Genomic DNA, 18564 nt, shown 5'->3' on the forward strand with positions numbered 1-18564 from the left:
CCCGCCTGGTCGAGGCCGCCCGCACCCGCCTGCGGCTGTTCGGGCTGGGCGCCCAGCAAATCAGCCGCGTCGAGCGCTCGGGCACCATCCAGGAGACCGTCACGCTCTTCGCGCCCGCCAGCGGGACGGTCCAGAACAAGCGGATCGTCGAGGGGATGCAGGCCATGCCCGGGATGCCGCTCATGGACGTTGTGAACCTCGGCGCGCTCTACCTCCAGGTCGACGTCCCGGAGCAGGACCTCGGGTGGGTCCGCCCCGGCGTCCGCGCCGTCGTCGCCGTGACGTCGCTGCCGGGTGAGGAGCTGAGGGGCCGCGTGGACTACGTCTACGACACCATCGACCCCGGCACGCGGACGGGCACGGCCCGCGTGACCGTGGCGAACCCCAGCGGTCGGCTCCGGCCCGGCATGTTCGCCACGGCCACGCTCTTCGGCGCCGCCAGCGCCCCGCGCCCGGTCGTCCCGAGCGAGGCCGTCGTCCGCGACGGCGAGACGACGGCCGTGATCCTGGCGCTCGGCGAGGGCCGGTTCCGGCCGCAGCCGGTCACGCTGGGCGAGGAGTCGGGCGGCGTCGTCCAGGTGCTCTCGGGCCTCCAGCCCGGCGACCGCGTGGTGACGAGCGCCCAGTTCCTCATCGACTCCGAGGCCCGGCTCTCGAGCGCGCTCGCCGGGATGTCCGGCGGCGACGCGATGCCCGGCATGGACATGTAACGGGTCCGACGCCCGCCCCGCCCCCCCAACGCCCCCACCCAAGAACCCATGCTCGAACGCCTCATCGAATGGAGCGCCCGCAACCGGCTCCTGGTCGGCCTGGTCACGCTGATGGTGGCCGCGCTCGGCACGTGGGCCACGCTCAACACGCCCGTCGACGCGATCCCGGACCTCTCCGACGTCCAGGTCATCATCAAGACGGAGTACGCGGGGCAAGGGCCGCAGATCGTCGAGGAGCAGGTGACCTACCCGCTCACCTCGGCGCTCCTGTCGGTCCCCTACGCCAAGACCGTCCGCGGCTACTCGATGTTCGGGACGAGCTTCGTCTACGTCATCTTCGAGGACGGGACCGACATGTACTGGGCGCGCTCGCGCGTGCTGGAGTACCTCTCGCAGATCCAGGACCGGCTCCCCGAGTCGGCCACGCCCGCGCTCGGGCCGGACGCGACCGGCGTCGGCTGGGTCTACCAGTACTCGCTCCGCGACACGACGGGGACGTACGACCTCGCCCAGCTCCGCAGCGTCCAGGACTTCTACCTCAAGTACGAGCTCCAGGCCGTCGAGGGCGTGGCCGAGGTCGCGACCGTCGGCGGGTTCCAGAAGCAGTACCAGGTCGTCGTGGACCCCCAGCGGCTCGCGGCCTACGGCATCCCGCTCAGCCACGTCGGGATGGCGCTGAAGCGGAGCAACCGCGACGTGGGCGGCCGGCTCCTCGAGCTCGGCGAGCGCGAGTTCATCGTCCGCGGCAAGGGCTACCTCCGCGGCGTCGACGACATCCGCCAGGTGGTCGTGAAGGCCGAGGGCGGCACGCCGGTCACGGTCGGCCAGGTGGCCGAGGTCCGGCTCGGTCCGGAGATCCGGCGCGGGATCGCGGACGTGAACGGCGAGGGCGAGGTCGTCGGCGGCATCGTCGTGATGCGCTCCGGCGAGAACGCCCAGGCGACGATCGAGGCGGTCAAGGCCCGGATCGCCGAGCTCGACTCCGGGCTCCCGCCGGGCGTCGAGGTGGTCACCGAGTACGACCGGAGCCCGCTCATCGGCCGGGCCGTCTCGGCGCTCTCGACGACGATCTGGGAGGAGATGCTCGTCGTCGCCTTGGTCGTGATGGTGTTCCTGCTCCACGTCCGGAGCGCGTTCGTGGCCTTGGTCACGGTCCCCGTCGGCATCCTGATCGCGCTCGGGGTGATGTACCTGCTCGGGATCAACGCCAACATCATGAGCCTGGGCGGGATCGCCATCGCCATCGGCGTGATGGTGGACGCCTCGCTGGTCATGGTCGAGAACGCCCACAAGCACATCGAGCGCGCGCGCGAGGCGAAGGCGGCCCGCCGCGGCGGCGCCCGGGGTCCCGCCGCCGCCGTCGACCCCGGCCTGCTCGACGCGCCCCGCTCGGGCGACGGCGGCGGCGGACCCGCGCCCGGGCTCGGCGCCCGCGTCCGGGCCTGGTTCGCCCGCGCGCAGCGGCGGCTCGACCGCGTCGGCGGTGGGACGCCCGAGCTCACCGAGGGCGAGCGGGTCCACGCGGTCATCGAGGCGGCCAAGGAGGTCGGCCCGTCGCTGTTCTTCTCGCTCCTGATCGTGACGGTCTCGTTCCTGCCCGTGTTCACGCTGGAGGCCGTCGAGGGCCGGATGTTCCGGCCGCTCGCGCTGACCAAGACGTTCTCGATGGCGGCGGCGGCCGTCCTGGCCGTCACGCTGGTGCCGGCCTTGATGGCCGTGTTCGTCAAGGGCAAGATCCGGTCGGAGCAGCAGAACCCCATCGCCCGGTTCTTTATCCGGGCCTACCGGCCCGTCATCCGGGGCACGCTCCGCCACCCCCGCGCGGTCTTGGTCGTGGGCTTCTCGCTGCTCCTGGTCACGGTCCTCCCAGTCCAGCGCTTGCTGCTCGGCGAGACCTATGTCCCGTTCCCCCAGATCGGGAGCGAGTTCATGCCGCCCCTGTGGGAGGGCGACATGCTCTACATGCCGACGACGCTCCCCGGCGTCTCGCCGCAGGAGGCCAAGAACATCCTGCAGCGGACCGACCGGATCATCGCGTCCTTCCCCGAGGTCGAGCGCGTGTTCGGCAAGATCGGCCGGGCCGAGACGGCGACGGACCCGGCCCCGCTCTCGATGATCGAGACGACGATCATCTTGAAGCCCGAGGACCAGTGGCGCGAGGGGATGACGCGGGAGCGACTGACCGCCGAGATGGACGCGGCCATCCAGTTCCCCGGGCTCACCAACGCCTGGACGATGCCGATCAAGACGCGGATCGACATGCTCGCGACGGGCATCAAGACGCCGGTCGGGGTCAAGATCGCGGGCGAGGACCTCGAGACGCTGGAGCGGCTCGGCCAGGAGGTCGAGCGGGCCGTGGCCGCGCTCCCCGGCACGCGGAGCGCCTTCGCCGAGCGCGTCATGGGCGGGAGCTTCCTCGACGTCGAGGTCGACCGGTTCGCCGCCGCCCGCTACGGGCTCACGTCGAGCGACGTCCAGGACGTGCTCCAGGCGGCCGTCGGCGGGATGAACGTGACGACGACGGTCGAGGGGCTCGAGCGCTACCCGGTCAACGTCCGCTACCCCCGCGCGCTCCGCGACGACCTGCCCGCGCTCCGCCAGGTGCTCGTCCCGACGCCGTCGGGCGCCCAGATCCCGCTCGGCGAGCTGGCGACGTTCGCGTTCGCGAAGGGGCCGCCCATGATCAAGTCGGAGAACGCGCGCCCGAACGCCTGGGTGTTCGTCGACATCGAGGACTCGGCCGACGTCGGGTCCTACGTCCAGGACGCGCAGGCGGCCGTCGCGGCGGCCGTCGACCTCCCGCCGGGCTACTCGCTGCGGTGGAGCGGGCAGTACGAGTACATGGAGCGGGCCAACCGGCGCCTCGCGGTGCTCGTGCCCATCGCGCTCGCCATCGTGTTCATCCTGCTGTTCCTCCACTTCCGGAGCGCCGAGGAGGCGCTGCTCCTGATGATCCCGCTCCCGTTCGCCGTCGTGGGCGCCGTCTGGCTCATGCTGGCGCTGGGGTACAACATGTCGATCGCGGTCGGCGTCGGGCTCATCGCCGTGGCCGGGCTCGCGGCCGAGACGGGCGTGGTCATGCACGTCTACCTCGACGAGGCCGTCAAGCGGTACCGCTCGACGGGTCGGCTCACGTCGGTCCCGCGCCTGAAGGCCGCCCTGGAGGAGGGCGCCGTCGACCGCGTCCGCCCCAAGCTGATGACGGTCTTCACGACGATCCTCGGGCTCACCCCCCTCATGATCGGGACGGGCACGGGGGCCGAGGTCATGCAGCGGATCGCGACGCCGATGATCGGCGGGCTCGTGACGTCCACCGTCCACACGTTGGTCATGATCCCGGCGCTCTACGCCGTGGTCCAGGGCCGCCGCCTGCGCCGCGAGCTCCGCGAGCACGCCGCCGCGCCCGACTTCGCCCTCGAGCCGCTCGCCCCGGGCGCCTCGGCCCACGACTCCCACCCCGCCCGCTAGCCACCCCCCAACACGTGAACCGCCTCCTCCTCACCGCCCTCGTCCTCGCGGCCCCGCTCGGGCTCGCCGCCTGCGCGGGCGACCCGCCGGACGCCGCGGCGGCCGGTCCCGCGACGGCGGCCCCGACGCGGACGGCCTCGGCCGTCGACCCGTCGCTCCCGACCGTCACCGTCTACAAGTCGCCCACCTGCGGGTGCTGCACGTCGTGGGTCGAGCACCTCCGCGAGAACGGCTTCGCCGTCGAGACCGTCGACACCGACGACGTCCAGGCCGTCAAGGCCGAGCACGGCGTGCCGCAAGACCTCCAGTCGTGCCACACGGGCGTCGTGGACGGCTACGTCGTCGAGGGCCACGTCCCCGCCGCCGACGTCAAGCGCCTGCTCGCCGAGCGGCCCGAGGCCGCCGGCCTGGCCGTGCCCGGGATGCCCGTCGGCTCGCCCGGCATGGAGCAGGGCGACACCGTCCAGCCCTACGACGTCCTCCTCGTCGGCGACGGCGAGCCCTCGGTCTTCGCCCGCCACGGACGCTAACCCCCACCCCCCACCCACCCCTAGAACCCCACCCCCATGACCATGACCCGCCTCCCCCTCCTCGCCCTCCTCCTCGCCGCCCCGCTGGCGCTCACCGCCTGCGGCGGCGACACGCCCGCCCCCGTCGAATCGGCCGCCGACGCGCCCGAGCCGCTCGGGACCGCCCCCGCCCCGACCGACGCCCCCGCCGAGCCCCAGATGGTGGACGGCGTCCAGGTGGTCGAGGTCGTCGCCGGCCCGATGGGGTTCCAGCCCCGCGAGATCACGATCCAGGCCGGCGTCCCCGCCCGGCTCGTCGTCACGCGGACCGTCGAGGACGACTGCTCGTCGCAGATCTCGATCCCGACCTACGGCGTCCCCGCGACCGACCTGCCCCTGAACGAGCCGGTCTCATTCGATCTCCAGACCGACGAGCCGTCGGAGATCGAGTTCGTCTGCGGCATGGACATGCAGCGGGGCACGATCGTCGTCGCGTCCTAGCCGCGGCGCCGTGCCCACGTCCACCAAGCGGACCCCGACCATGTCGCGTTTCCCCCGTCCCCTCGCCGTCGCCCTGGCCCTCACGCTCTTGGCGGGGTGGGGGGCGGTCGTGGCGGCGCCCCCGGCGGAGCGCGACGAGGCGCCCGCTGGCGGCGAGGCCGCCGGGCCGGATACAGCGGCGCGCACGGGGAGGGCGTCCGCCGTCGGCGACCCCGCCCTGGACGACCCCGCCTCCGGCAAGCCGGACCGCCAGCCGGCCGCGACAGCGCCCGGCGGGGAGGCCGGGCGCCGGACGACGCTCGCCCCCGTCTCCGGCCCCGTCAGCTCCCCGTTCGGGTGGCGGCGGCACCCGGTCTCCGGCCGCGCCCGGCACCACGACGGCGTGGACCTCGCGGTCCCGCTCGGCACGCCGGTCCGGGCCGTGGCCCCCGGCCGCGTCCGCGCCGTCGGGCCGCGGCCGGGGTACGGGCTCGTCGTCGAGCTCGACCACCCCGCGACGCCGGGGCGCCCGGCGGTCCGCTCGGTCTACGCCCACCTCTCGGCCATCGACGAGGGGCTCCGGCCGGGCGCCCGCGTCGGCCGGGGCCGGGCCGTCGGCGCCAGCGGGGGGCGGCCCGGCCGCGACGGGGTCTCGACCGGCCCGCACCTCCATTTCGAGGTCCGCGACGCCGCCGGCCGTCCGCTCGACCCCGGCCACCTCTCGCGGGCCGTCCCCGCGGTCGGCACCTGGCGGGCGCGCCCGGCGGGTCCCCCGCCCGGGTTCCGCTACCGGACGGCCGCGGACGAGCGGGCGATGGCGCTCGAGGCGCGCGCGCCCGACGCGCGGCGCGACACGGTCGACGTCTGGCCTACCGCGGGGTCCCCCGTGGCCCCCGAGCGGGCGCTCCCCGCCGTCGTCCTCCCCGACTACTCGGCGCCGAGCCGGTCGCCCGCCCGCGCCCCGTCCGCGGAGGCCGCCTCCCCGCCCGGGTCGGCCCCGCCTGGCTGACCCCGCCAGAGCCCGCTACGTCCCCCATGCCCCCGCTCCTCAGCGCCGTCGCCCGGCACGGCCTCGTCCGCCGTCTCGTCGAGGACGTCCGGAGCGAGCCGGTCACACGCCCCTAGCCCGCTATGCCGCTCCGCCTCCTCGGCCTCCTCCTGATGCCCGCCCTCGCGCTCGCGCAGGGGAGCGGGGCGCCCGCCTCCAGCGCGTCGCGGGTCCAGGTCGAGACGGCGCTGGCCCGGGACGGCGTGCACCCCGGCCAAATCGTGCGGGCGGCCGTCGTGCTGACGGTCGAGGAGGGGTGGCACGTCAACGCGAACCGCCCGAGCCAGGACTACCTCATCGGGACGGAGGTCTCGCTCGACGGCCACCCCGGCTTCCTCCTCGCCGAGGCCCGGTACCCCCCGCCGCTCGCCGTGGAGTTCGCCTTCGCCGACGCCCCGCTCGACGTGTACGAGGGCGACGTCCCCGTCCTCCTCTCGCTCCGAGCGGGGGACGCGGTCGAGCCCGGGACCTACGAGCTCGGCGTGTCCGTCCGCGTCCAGGCCTGCAACGACGAGGTCTGCCTCCGCCCGTCGACGCTCCGCACGGCGGTCCCCGTCCGGGTCGTCCCGGTGGGGACGGCGGCGCGGCCGGTCGACGCCGGCGCCTTCGCATCGTACGAGTCCGCCGTGGGGGGCGGGGCCGCTCCGGACCCGCCGCCGGGCGGGCGCGTGGAGCGCCTGCTCGCCGAGCGCGGGGCGCTCTGGGCCTTCCTGGCCATCTTCGCCATCGGCCTGGCCCTCAACCTGACGCCGTGCGTCTACCCGATGCTCTCCGTCACGGTGTCCCTGTTCGGGACGCAGGGGGAGCTCGGCGTGGGGCGGTCGTTCGGGCGGGCGGCCCTCTACCTCCTCGGGATCGTCACCACGTACAGCGTGCTCGGCGTCGCGGCGGCCCTGACCGGCAGCCTCTTCGGGGGCTGGCTCCAGAGCCCGTGGACGGTGGCCGGGATCGGCGCGCTCCTCTTCGGGCTGGCCCTGAGCGCGTTCGGGCTCTACGAGATCCGCCTCCCGTCGGCGCTGGCGACCCGGCTCGGCGCGGCCCACCGCGTGACGGGGCCGCTCGGGCTCTACCTGTCGGGGCTCGTGGTCGGCGTGTTCGCCGCGCCCTGCATCGGGGCGCCCGTCATCGCGCTGCTGGCGTTCGTCGGGACCCGGGGCGACCCGCTCTTCGGGCTGAGCGCGCTGTCGGTGCTCGCCCTGGGGCTCGGCCTGCCCTACCTCGTGCTGGGCACGTTCAGCGGCCTGCTCTCGCGGCTCCCCCGGTCCGGCGTGTGGATGGTGTGGGTCAAGAAGCTGTTCGGGGTCGTGCTCCTCGGCGCCGCCCTGTTCTACGTGGGCTTGGCCGTCGCCCCCGCCCGGGCGATCTACGCGGTCCCGCTCGCCCTCGTGGCCGGGGGGCTCTACCTCGGGTTCGTGGAGCCCTCGGCGCGCCGGTCGCCCGCGTTCCGGCGGGTCGCGGGGGCCGTGGGCAGCGCGGCCGTGGTCCTGGGCCTCGTCGCGTTCACGCAGCTCGGCGAGCCGGGCGTCACGTGGCGGCCGTACACGGACGAGGCGCTCGGCGTGGCGCGGGCGGGCGGGCAGCCCGTCCTCCTGGACTTCTCGGCCGACTGGTGCATCCCGTGCCTCGAACTCGACCGGGTGACGTTCACGGACCGTGACGTGATCGGGGCCACCGACGGCTTCGCCCGGCTCAAGGTGGACCTCACGCACTTCGACGCCCCCGAGGCCGAGGCCGTCCGCCAGCGGTTCGGCGTGGCCGGCGTCCCGACGCTCGTGTTCCTGGACGCGCAGGGCGACGAGGTCCCGGGCTCGCGCGTCGTCGGGTTCATCGGGCCGGCCCCGTTCCTCGACCACGTGGAGGGCGTCCAGGCGGCACTCGAGCGCCGCCCGCCCTCCTGAGCCGTCCCGGGGCCTCGCTGTTCCCCCCCTCGTGCCATGACCCTTCTTTCTACGTCCTCAAGCCCTCACGAGCCCGACACGGAGCGGGCCGACGGCCCCGCGCCCGCGGGTCGGGGCGTCCGGGGAGCTCGCACGCGGCGAGCCCTCGCCCTGCTTCCCGTCGTGCTCCTCCTGGCCGTGCTGTCGGGCTGCGCCGACGACCCCGCCGCGCCCGCCCCGCCCGAGCGGTCAGCCCAGGCAGCACCCCGCTCCGAGGCCCTCGCCGAGCTCGACACCTTGTCGTTCCCGGCCCCCGACTTCGAGCGGCCCGCGCTGGAGGGCGGGACGTTCCGCCTGTCCGACCACCGCGGCGACGTCGTGGCGGTCAACTTCTGGGCCACGTGGTGCCTCCCGTGCCGGGTCGAGACTCCGGAGTTCGTGGTGCTCCAGGACGAGCTGGAGGCCGAAGGCGTCCGGTTCATTGGTGTCTCGCTCGACGAGGGCGGGTTCGACGACGTCCGCCCCTTCGCCGAGGAGTTCGGCGTGAACTACCCGCTGGTCCTCGACGACGGCGCGCTCCTCGATCCGTACGGCGGCCTCACGGCGCTCCCGACGACGGTCCTCGTCGGCCGCGACGGGGGCGCCCGGTACCGGCTCCGGGGGCTGACCTCAGCCGCGCAGCTCCGCCCGCTCCTCCGCGACCTCGCCGCCGAGCCGCCCCCGACCCCGTAGTCGTACCGGCCTCTCGTGCCCTGACAACTCTTGATATCAGCATCATGGATAACCCTGAGCGTCGCCTCCCCTCTCCACCCCGAAGTCTCGCCCCAGGCTCCGACCGTCGCGCGTTCCTGCGGCGGGGTACGACGGCGCTGGCCGGGCTGACACTCGGTGGCCCCCTCTTCCCGCTCGCTGGGTGCCGCAGCCGGGAGGGCGGGGGAGGGGCGGGCAGTGAACGGCTGCCCGCGACACCCCCCCAGGCCACGGCCGGCGGCCCGATCCGCGAGGTCCGCCTCGTCGCCGGTCCCGTCGAGGTCGAGCTCGCCCCCGGCCGCGTCTGGCGCACGTGGGGCTACAACGGCCGCTACCCCGGCCCCGAGATCCGCGTGCGCGAGGGCGAGCGGCTCCGGATCACGGTCCAGAACGACCTCCCCGGCGTCGGCACGACGGTCCACTGGCACGGCGTCCCCGTCCCGAACCCGATGGACGGCGTGCCCGGCCTGACGCAGGAGCCGGTCCCGCCCGGCGGCTCGATGGTCTACGACTTCGAGGCGACCCCGGCCGGGACCTACATGTACCACAGCCACCAGGACCTCCAGCTCGACCGCGGGCTCCTCGGCCCGCTCGTCGTCGAGGAGGCGACGCCGCACGTGGCCTACGACCGCGAGCACGTCCTCGTCCTCGACGACGTGCTGCTGGAAGAGCCCCGCCCCCTCAGCGAACTCATCGAGAGTGGCGGTGGGATGGGAGAGGGAATGATGGGGCGGGGCGGGATGATGGGGCGACGTGGAGAACGTGGGCAGGGCCGGGGCGGGATGATGGGCGGCGTCGTGCCGCCTTACGCCGGGCTCGCCATCAACGGGCGCTTGCCCGAGGCACCAGCCGAGTTCGAGGCCCGACGCGGCGAGCGCGTCCGCCTCCGGCTCATCAACCCCGGCGGCGCGACGACCTACCGCGTGGCCGTCGGCGGCCACCGGATGACGGTGACGCACACCGACGGCCGCCCGGTCGAGCCCGTCACGGTGGACCGTCTCGACATCGGGGCGGGCGAGCGCTACGACGTCGTCGTCGAGGCCGACAACCCCGGCGTCTGGCCCATCGCCGCGGCGACGCTTGAGGGCGACGCCGCGCCGGCCCGTGCCGTGCTCCGCTACACGGACGCCGCCGGCTCCGCCCTCCGCGACGGGCTCCCCGATGGGCTCCAGAGCGGCCGAATGCTCCGCTACGGCGACCTCCAGTCGGTCGAGACGCTCCCGCCCGAGGGCCGCCCGGACCGCGCCTTCGACCTCACGCTCTCGGGCGGCATGATGATGGACCCCGGCGTGTGGGCGATGGGCGGGGAGGTTTACCCCGACGCCCCGCCCCTCGAGGTCCGCGAGGGCGAGCGCGTCCGGGTGAACATGGTGAACCGGAGCATGATGCTCCACCCGATGCACCTCCACGGCCACTTCTTCCGCGTCGGGAACGTGCTCAAGGACACGGTCCTCGTCCGGCCGCACATGGGCCGGGCCTCGTTCGAGTTCGTCGCCGACAACCCCGGCCGGTGGTTCTTCCACTGCCACAACCTCTACCACCTCCACGCCGGGATGGCGAGGGAGGTCCGCTACGTATGAGCCCCGACGACTGGACCGAATGCGTCCGCGCGGTCTACGACCGGAGCGCGCGCGGCTACGACCTCGCCCTCTCGCTCTTCCCGGCCGTCGGCTTTCGCGCGGGCGCCTACCGGCGCGCTGCCGTCGAGGCCCTTCACGTCCGGCCTGGAGACACCGTCCTCGACCTCGGGTGCGGGACCGGCCGCAACCTCCCCCTCCTCGCTCGCGCGGTGGGGGAGGGGGGCCGAGTCGTCGGCCTCGACGTGTCGCAGGGCGCGCTCGACCGCGCCCACCAGCGCACGCGCGGCCTCCCCCACGTCGAACTCGTCCACGCCGACGCCCTCACGGTCGACCTCGGGGTGCCGGACCGCGTGCTCGCCACGTTCTCGCTCTCGATGATGCCGGACCCCGAGGCCGTCATCGAGCGGGCCGCCCGCGCACTCGCGCCCGACGGGCGCGTCGCCGTCCTCGACTTCCGCATTCCTCGCTCATGGCCGGGGCTCGTGCAGACGGCTGCGTTCCGGCTGGCGGCCCCTCTCGGCGAGACGTGGGAGATGGCCCGCCGCGACCTCCGGCCCGTCCTCCACCGACACGCGCCGCTCGACACCGACCGCTCTTTCTACTTCGGCGGCGCCTACCTCGGCGCTGGCGTGCCCCCGTACTCATGACGACTCGCACCCGCTTCGCTCTCTGGTCCGCCGCCCTCCACGGGGCGTGGGAATACGCCCAGTGCCCACCGTTCTACGACATGACGGGCCTGCCGAAGCCCAAGCACGACGCGCTCATGCTCGCGGCGACGGCCGGCGACGTCGCCATCAACCTGGGCGTGGCGTCGGTAGCAGAGCGGGTCGCCGGGCGCGACGCCGTCCGCCAGCTCACGCCGCGCGGGACGGCCGCCCTCCTCGGCGTGGGCCTCGTCGCGGCTGTCGGCCTCGAGTGGGGCGCCCAGCGCCTCGGCCTCTGGCGCTACACCGACCGGATGCCGACCGTCCACGTCGCGGGCCACGACGTCGGCGTGCTCCCCGTCGTCCAGGTGACGGTCCTCCCGGCGCTCTCGGCGTGGGTGGCGCGGCGTGCGGATTCGGCCACCTGACAGAGATTTAAGGTCCCGGACAGGCCCGGCTCAGGGAGCCCCGAATACTTTGCGCGCTCCCCCGGACCGCGCATGGACGCCGCCCCCGCCTCGCGCGTCGCCAACCTCGACCTCCTCCGCGCCGTCGCCATCGCGCTCGTGGTCCCGGTCAACCTCGTCGGCGAGGAGGTCCTGCGCGTCGGCCCCGGCATGGCCCGCGTCTTCGAGTCGGGGTGGGTCGGCGTTGACCTGTTCTTCGTGCTCTCCGGCTGGCTCGTCGGCGGGCTCTACTGGCGGGAGCTCGGCCGCTACGGCGACGTCGGGCTCGGGCGGTTCTGGGCGCGCCGCTGGCTGAGGACCATCCCGCCCTACCTCGTCGCGCTCGTCGTGGTGTATGGGCTCCGGGCGGCGTTCACCGACAACGCCGACCCGTTCGACTGGCGCTACCTCGCGTTCGTCCAGAACTACACCGGGATGCCGTACTGGGGCGTGAGCTGGTCGCTGTGCGTCGAGGAGCACTTCTACCTCGGGCTCCCGCTCGTGCTCGGGGCCGCGCTCCGTGTCCGGGGCGGCGTCCCGCTGGCGCTCGGCGCCGCGGCGCTCTTGTCGCTTGTGGCCCGCGTGCTCACGGTCCCCGACGGCGCGTCGCCGTGGGGCCTCCACTACACGGCGACTCATATGCGCATGGAGGGGCTCGCCCTCGGCGTCGCCGCGGCCTACGTGTATTACCGGCGGCCTGAGCTCTGGCCCGCGCTCCGCCGAGTCGGGAGGGCGCTCGCCTTGCCCGGCATCGTGTTCGTCGCGTCGATCCCCTGGCTCCCGGTCGACGTCCTCAACCGCTACGCCTACACCGGCGTGGCCCTGGCGTTCGTGGCCGTCGTCGTCGCGACGGCCGACCGGCGACCGCTCCCGTTTGCAGCTTCGAGCGCCGTCCGGGCCATCGCGCTCACGTCGTACAGCGTCTACATGACGCACACGGTCGCGGCCGACGTCTACCGCCGCGTTGTGATGGACGCTCTGCCGGGCGTGCCGGTGGCGCTTCACATGGTGGGCGCGCTCGTCGTGATCGCGGGGGTGGGCGGCGTGTTCTACGGGGTTGTCGAACGGCCGACGCTGGCCCTCCGTCGGCGTTGGGCGCCACGCAGGTCCGACGTCCCGTCGCCCATGCTCGCGACGGTCAGCTGAGAGCGGCGGTAGGACTGCCAAGAGACAGGTGCACCTGATTCGTTTTGGAGAGAGGGCAACGGTAGAGGAAAGACCGAACGGAAGGAGGAGACCGGGGGGAAGCCCCCCGCACTCACGGGCCGGGTGGCGAGCCCGCCAGCGCGGTGGGCCGGAGCCCAGGGCAGCGTGCCTTGAGCGGCTCCGCATTCGTCTCCAATCGGACCCTCCGATGTCCCCGTTCACCTCCCAGGCCGCCCAGACCGCAGCCTCATCCACGGTCGATCAACTCGACCTCTTCGCCCTCCTCGCGCCCCGCGTTCGGACGCTGGCGCCGCCCGTCCGGCGGGACGCCGAGCCCCGGGCAACCGTCCCAACATGGCCCTTCGAGGGCACGAATCCTCTCGCCGTCGAGACCGCCGAGGCCCGTGCCGAGGCGGGCGCGCTCACAGCAAGCGTGTTCGATGCCTACCGACCCAGCGTTCGGGTCCCGGGCGCGTGCCCCCACCCGACGCGCCTCGTCGAGTCGGCCGCGATGGCGGCGGCTACGGCACCGCCCAGCGCCTACCGTCCGACGCTCCCTGAGTACCTCGTGACTCGTGGGCACCTCTCGGACGCCCAACTGGAAACCGTCTGTCGGGCGGGCTCCGCCCACTCGGAGCATCTTCCGGGTACCGGCGAGTCAGCCGGGCCGCGCCAGGGGTTCTTCCTCGGTGACGGAACTGGGGTAGGAAAAGGTCGGCAGAGTGCTGCGATCATCCTCGACAACATCTTCCAGGGCCGACGGAGGGCGATCTGGGTGAGCGAGAACCGGAACCTGATGCGCGACGCCGTCCGCGACTGGACGGCGCTCGGCGGACCGGCGGACTTCGTCTTCGACCTCGGTGCCAGCAAGGGACCGATCCCGCGTGCCGACGGCATCTGCTTCGCGAGCTACGACACGCTCAAGGGCAAGCCCCGCGAGAAAGACGGGGTGGAGTCGGGCATCGACCGGCTGGAGCAGGTCGTCGCCTGGCTCGCCGGTGGGGGGGAGGCAGACTTCGAGGGCGTCATCGTCTTCGACGAGAGCCACAACATGGCCTCCGCCCTCGACCGTCAGGGCAGCCGTGGCGTCAAGAAGGCGTCCCAGCGCGCGCTCGTCGGGGTCGAGTTGCAGAACAGGCTCCCGAACGCTCGCGTGGTCTACGCGAGCGCGACCGGCGCCACCGAGGTCGCCAACCTCGCCTACGCCGCCCGCCTCGGCCTCTGGGGCCGGGGCACGCCGTTCCCGAGTGTCGAGGCGTTCGTCGAGAAAGTCAGCGCAGGCGGCATCGCCGCGATGGAGTTGGTGGCGAAGGACCTGAAGTCGATGGGGCTCTACCTCGCGCGGTCCGTGTCCTACGACGGCGTGGACTACCGCACGCTCGTCCACGACCTCGAAGGCCACCAGGCTCAGACCTACGACCGCTGCGCCCAAGCGTGGCAGGTGGTGCTCCGCAACATCCAGGACGCCCTCGAAGTCACGAAGGCCGACAAGTGCGGCCGGGCGCGGGCCGCAGCCTACAGCCAGTTCTGGGGCGCCCACCAGCGGTTCTTCCTGCACGTCCTGGTGGCGATGAGCGCCCCGAGCCTGATCCGGGACATGGAGGCTCGGCTGGCCTCCGGCGAGAGCTGCGTGGTGCAGTTGGTGTCCACGATGGAGGCGGCGACCGAGCGGGCCTACGCCAAGGCCGTGGCGAATGGGGAAGACCTCCGGGACCTCGACGTGACGCCGCGAGACCAGCTCTTGCAGTTCGTCGAGGCCTCGTTCCCGACGACCCTCTACGAGGAGTACGAGGACGACGACGGGCGCGTGAGATCCCGTCCCGTTAAGAACGCGGCGGGGGACTTTGTGCAGTCGCCAGAGGCCGTGGCGGCTCGGAATCGGCTGATGCTGGAGGTGGGCGCGGTGAGCGTCCCACATGGCGTGCTCGACCAGGTCGTGGCCCACTTCGGACCCGACGCCGTGGCCGAGGTGACGGGCCGAGGACGGCGGTTCGTCACCAAGACCGTCGATGGCATCGAGCAGGTGGTCGAGGAGCGCAGGACCCGGAGAACCTGCAACGCCGAGGCCGACGAGTTCATGGCGGGCAAGCGCCGCGTCCTCGTCTTCAGCCAGGCTGGCGGAACGGGCCGGAGCTACCACTCGGATCTCGCGGGCGACAACCAGCAGCGCCGCGTCCTCTACTGCGTCGAGCCGGGCTGGAGCAGCGCCCGGTGCGTGCAGGGGATGGGCCGGGTCCACCGAGCCAACCAGGCGTGCCCGCCGGAATTGGTGCTCGTGACCACCAACCTCAAGGCCCAGCGCCGCTTCCTGTCGACCATCGCGCGGCGGCTCGACCAGCTCGGGGCGCTCACCAAGGGCCAGCGCCAGACGGCGAGCCAGGGTCTGCTCTCGTCCGAGTTCAACCTGGAGACACCGCTGTCGCGGGCGAGCTTGCACAACTGGTTCGTGGACTTGTACCGGGGCGAGGGCCGGGCAGTGGCTTCTGGCGTCACGCCGACGCTCGTGGAGGAGCAGATGGGGATCAAGGTGCTCGATGCCGACGGGCAACTCAATGTGAGCGCAGTCCCGGAGGTGCCGAAGTTTCTCAACCGCCTGCTCTCGCTCCAGACGGGCGCGATGGACGCCGTGTTCGACTCGTGGTACGGATACCTGGAGGAAGCGACGGAGGCCGCCCGAGAAGCGGGTACACTCGACGTGGGCGTCGAGACGATCCGGGCCGAGCGCGTGGTCAAGACCGACGAGCGATTGGTCTACACGCACGAGCGCTCGGGGGCGACGACGCAGGTCGTGACGCTGGAGCTCACCCGGCGGACGGAGGTCGTGGACTGGGTCGAGATCTGGCGCTGGGCCAAGGAGGCCCAGGCGCTCGGGTCCTGGGTCGGGTTCGTGGTCAACCGAAGGAGCGGGCAGCCCTACGCGCTGTTCCGCGCCGGGAGCCGGACGACGGAGACCGGCCGCATCATCGGGAGACTCCGCCGAGTCGGCGTGCGATCGAACCGGCTCATGGACGAGACGGACATCCACAAGGTGGGGCAGGAGGGAGGCCACCGTCCCATCCAGACGGTCGAAGCGAGGGCACTCTGGGACGCGGGCGTGCAAGAGGCGCCGGAGTTCTTCACCGAGCCCATCCACCTGGTGACCGGGACGATCCTGCCCATCTGGGACCGGATCGCGGGGCACCCAAGGATCTACCGTGCCCAGACCGACGCTGGAGAGCGCATGATCGGGCGGGCCGTCATGCCGGAGCACCTGAGCGCGACCCTTAAGGCTCTCGGGGCTGCGGGTGACCGCGTGGATGTCACGCCCCAAGCGCTGGCCGAGCGGCTGCTGGCGGGCGCCGAGGCCGACCTCGCCAACGGCTGGCAGCTTCGGCGCCGCCGCGTGGCGGACGAGCCCCGGATCGAACTCGTGGGGCCGGACTACTCGGCCATGAGCGAGTTGGAGGCCGACGGGGTCTTCGCCGAGGTCCACGCCTTCCGCACCCGGTTCTTCGTCCCGACGGGCGAGCGGGCGGCGGGCGTCCTCCGAGCGGTGACGGAGCACCGGCCCGTCGTAGAGATGCGCGACGCGATGCGGCGGGCTGCCTGAGTGGTGCCGAAGCGGCACCTGTGAAACACAGGAGGCCCATGCCGGGGCCGCTCTGCGGGAGCGAAGAGCGGCCCCGGCACTCGGCTGGAGGCCGTTCGCACTCCTCCGTTCTGAAGACTCATGTCGAGATCTATGCCTGGCCCCGGCGACTTCTGCCACGGGTGCAACCGATTACTCTGCCGGTGCCCCCCCGAACCGGATTACGAGTCCTACTTCGAGGCGTCGTATCAGGCGGGCCACGAGGCCTGCCTCGCCGACGGGTACTCCGAGCGACCGTTGACCGAGTGGGTGTACCTCACGGGCTCGCGGTGCCGGTGGGACGCCACAGAGAAGCGGCTCGTCCACCACATGGCTCCGCTCCGGTTCGCCGAGCTCACCTGGCGGCACCGCCACACGAGCGCCGTGTCGTACCGCCGGTGGTTCGAGCGCCAGTACGGCCACGACCTCGAGGAGTACCTCGCCGGCTACGACGACGCGGGGGCCGGGCTGCCGTCGGCCTCCGCCGACCCCGAGGCCCACGCGCGAGCCGAGGCCGCGCTCGACGCCCATGAGCCCGTCCCCGAACACGTCGAACCCGTGCCCGAGACTACCCCGTCGTGCGCCAGTCTCGTCGGGGACGAGGACTGGCTGCCGTTCTGATCAAAGACCTAACCCGTTACTGTCGCCCCGGGGACGGTGTCGGGCTCAGAACGCCCTGGCTAGGTCGTGCTGGTGGCCGCTCGCAGTGGCGAGAAGCGGCCCCAGCACCCGGTCGGGCGTCGCGACGAATCCCAACCCCGTATCCCAATGTCTACCCTTCGAGAGTCCCCGGTCCACCTTGCAGACGCACCGTCCGACCCCGAGCGGTGCCCGGAAGCGACGCGCGGCCTGCTGGCCGACGTCGCCCTCGCGTTCTCCGCGCCCGTCCTCCCGGACGACCCGTTCCCGGACCGAATCACAGGTCGGAAGTCCCCGACGGCCGAGCGTCTCGCGACGTGGGTCGACGAGACGCGCGCCGCGGCCGAGTCCCTCGCCGAGCGGCTCCGCCAGCGTCCGGACGACGCGAGTGTCCAGGAGAGCGCTCGGCTCCGCCGCTTGGCCCGCGAGTGGCGCGTGTTCGAGGCGTTCCGCCAGCTCCACGAGTCCTCGCGGTGCCCGAACGCCCTCTTCCGGCTCCGCACGAAGGCCGACCTCCTCACGCTCTGCGACCGCGACGCCGACTCGTCGTCGGCGGGTTACGGCGAGCGCCAGCGGCGGGTGCTCTCGAAGCGAGGGATCTCGCACCGGCACACCTGGGCGGAAGCCCGCCGGGTCGTGGCCGAGGTCGGGCTCCTGGACGATGACCCGAGTGGAGAGACGACGACGGCGATGTCGGGTGACGGGCTCGCCACCGCTGAGGACGCCGTCGTCATGACCGTGGGCACGGCGCCCGACGACGGTTCGGCAGGTTCGCCAACCGCTCAGTCGGAGGCACCCACGGCGAAAGCACGAGACTGCGATCTCCCGGAGGTTCGCCTCGACGCCGTGTGGACGCTCTTGCCCGGCCTCACGAAAGCCAAGCTGGCGGCCGTCGTGGAGCGGTTCGGCGTCGGGCTCTGGGCTCAGTTCGGGGACCGGTTCTACTCCTCGATGCGGAAGGCGGAGATGCTGGAGCACGCCCGGCGCGTGGTCCGGCACCACGCCTGCCTCGACGCGGCCCAGCGGCTGACCGCGCGGCAGGTGGACGACCTCGACGACTGGATGCGGGGTCGATTGGGCCAGTCAGCGGCCAACTCGGGGTCCTACCAGAAGGACTCCGACCTCCGCATCGCGGCCCGGCTCTTCGACGACTTCCAGGCGAGCGCCGCGCTGAGCGCCGCCGGGTCCGGGCTCTCGCCCGACGCCTGGAACACGTTCCGCGACGCCGACCTCCGGCGGATCGCGGCGTTCTGCTACCACCGCTTCTACGGGGACCGCCAGTCCTGAGCCCGTAGCGACCGGGGGGCGGGTTCCACGCCGCCACGCTTGCGCCGGGCCGCTGGCGGCGCGGGTCGGCGGTGCCGGGGTGCGTGCGCTTCGCGCCGCATGAGGGCGGGGCCTCGCGGCCCCGTCAGGTTTCCCTGCCGGTCCGCTGGGCGCAGACCGGCAGGTGGGGGCGGGGTGTTGGCAGCGGTTTCTAGCAATCTAGGCGACGGCCGGACAGCGTCAAGGTCGTTCGCCCCGTGCTCGCGCTGCGACAGAAAACCCCCGCTCGGGTTTTCCGACGGTCCCTCCGCGCGGGGGCGCTCCACCCGGGCCGCGGACGGCCCTGTTGACCCTTTTGTCCGGCCTTACGCCTGCTGGCTTTGTAAGCCGCTGG

The 18564-nt window shown here is 73.1% G+C and carries 14 protein-coding genes; all 14 read left to right on the forward strand.

The window, feature by feature from the left end; translation table 11 throughout:
• Positions 1-710, forward strand: a 710-nt coding sequence (locus RQM47_RS16430) for an efflux RND transporter periplasmic adaptor subunit (protein WP_314009738.1), incomplete at its 5' end; no start/stop codon positions are given.
• Between the two features lie 48 nt (positions 711-758).
• Positions 759-4178 carry an efflux RND transporter permease subunit gene (locus RQM47_RS16435; protein WP_314009739.1) on the forward strand — a complete coding sequence of 1140 codons (3420 nt, stop codon included), beginning with the start codon at positions 759-761 and terminating at the stop codon, positions 4176-4178.
• 14 nt (positions 4179-4192) lie between these two features.
• On the forward strand, positions 4193-4708 hold the full coding sequence (locus RQM47_RS16440; protein ID WP_314009740.1) for a DUF411 domain-containing protein: 516 nt from the start codon (positions 4193-4195) through the stop codon (positions 4706-4708).
• A 42-nt stretch (positions 4709-4750) separates the two neighbouring features.
• The gene (locus RQM47_RS16445) at positions 4751-5188 is read left to right on the forward strand and encodes a cupredoxin domain-containing protein (protein ID WP_314009741.1); all 438 of its coding nucleotides are present in this window, start codon (positions 4751-4753) and stop codon (positions 5186-5188) included.
• Positions 5189-5228: 40 nt separating this feature from the next.
• The gene (locus tag RQM47_RS16450) at positions 5229-6176 is read left to right on the forward strand and encodes a M23 family metallopeptidase (RefSeq protein WP_314009742.1); all 948 of its coding nucleotides are present in this window, start codon (positions 5229-5231) and stop codon (positions 6174-6176) included.
• Positions 6177-6298: 122 nt separating this feature from the next.
• Positions 6299-8113 (forward strand): protein-disulfide reductase DsbD family protein, encoded by a 1815-nt coding sequence (locus RQM47_RS16455; protein WP_314009744.1) that lies wholly within the window; start codon positions 6299-6301, stop codon positions 8111-8113.
• A 162-nt stretch (positions 8114-8275) separates the two neighbouring features.
• Positions 8276-8824 (forward strand): TlpA disulfide reductase family protein, encoded by a 549-nt coding sequence (locus RQM47_RS16460; protein WP_314009746.1) that lies wholly within the window; start codon positions 8276-8278, stop codon positions 8822-8824.
• Between the two features lie 44 nt (positions 8825-8868).
• Positions 8869-10422, forward strand: a complete 1554-nt coding sequence (locus RQM47_RS16465; RefSeq protein WP_314009748.1) for a multicopper oxidase family protein — start codon at positions 8869-8871, stop codon at positions 10420-10422.
• Positions 10419-11069: a class I SAM-dependent methyltransferase gene (locus RQM47_RS16470; protein ID WP_314009750.1), complete on the forward strand. Its 651-nt coding sequence runs from the start codon at positions 10419-10421 to the stop codon at positions 11067-11069. Before RQM47_RS16465 ends, RQM47_RS16470 begins: the two co-directional genes overlap by 4 nt.
• On the forward strand, positions 11066-11494 hold the full coding sequence (locus tag RQM47_RS16475; protein WP_314009752.1) for a hypothetical protein: 429 nt from the start codon (positions 11066-11068) through the stop codon (positions 11492-11494). Before RQM47_RS16470 ends, RQM47_RS16475 begins: the two co-directional genes overlap by 4 nt.
• Before the next feature lie 72 nt (positions 11495-11566).
• On the forward strand, positions 11567-12658 hold the full coding sequence (locus tag RQM47_RS16480) for an acyltransferase (protein ID WP_314009753.1): 1092 nt from the start codon (positions 11567-11569) through the stop codon (positions 12656-12658).
• 208 nt (positions 12659-12866) lie between these two features.
• Positions 12867-16247 carry a strawberry notch-like NTP hydrolase domain-containing protein gene (locus RQM47_RS16485; RefSeq protein ID WP_314009754.1) on the forward strand — a complete coding sequence of 1127 codons (3381 nt, stop codon included), beginning with the start codon at positions 12867-12869 and terminating at the stop codon, positions 16245-16247.
• 120 nt (positions 16248-16367) lie between these two features.
• The gene (locus RQM47_RS16490) at positions 16368-16886 is read left to right on the forward strand and encodes a hypothetical protein (RefSeq protein ID WP_314009755.1); all 519 of its coding nucleotides are present in this window, start codon (positions 16368-16370) and stop codon (positions 16884-16886) included.
• Positions 16887-17033: 147 nt separating this feature from the next.
• Positions 17034-18191 carry a hypothetical protein gene (locus RQM47_RS16495; RefSeq protein ID WP_314009757.1) on the forward strand — a complete coding sequence of 386 codons (1158 nt, stop codon included), beginning with the start codon at positions 17034-17036 and terminating at the stop codon, positions 18189-18191.
• The last annotated feature ends 373 nt before the right edge of the window (positions 18192-18564 follow it).

This window comes from Rubrivirga sp. S365, from assembly GCF_032248475.1.
GTDB lineage: Bacteria > Bacteroidota > Rhodothermia > Rhodothermales > Rubricoccaceae > Rubrivirga > Rubrivirga litoralis.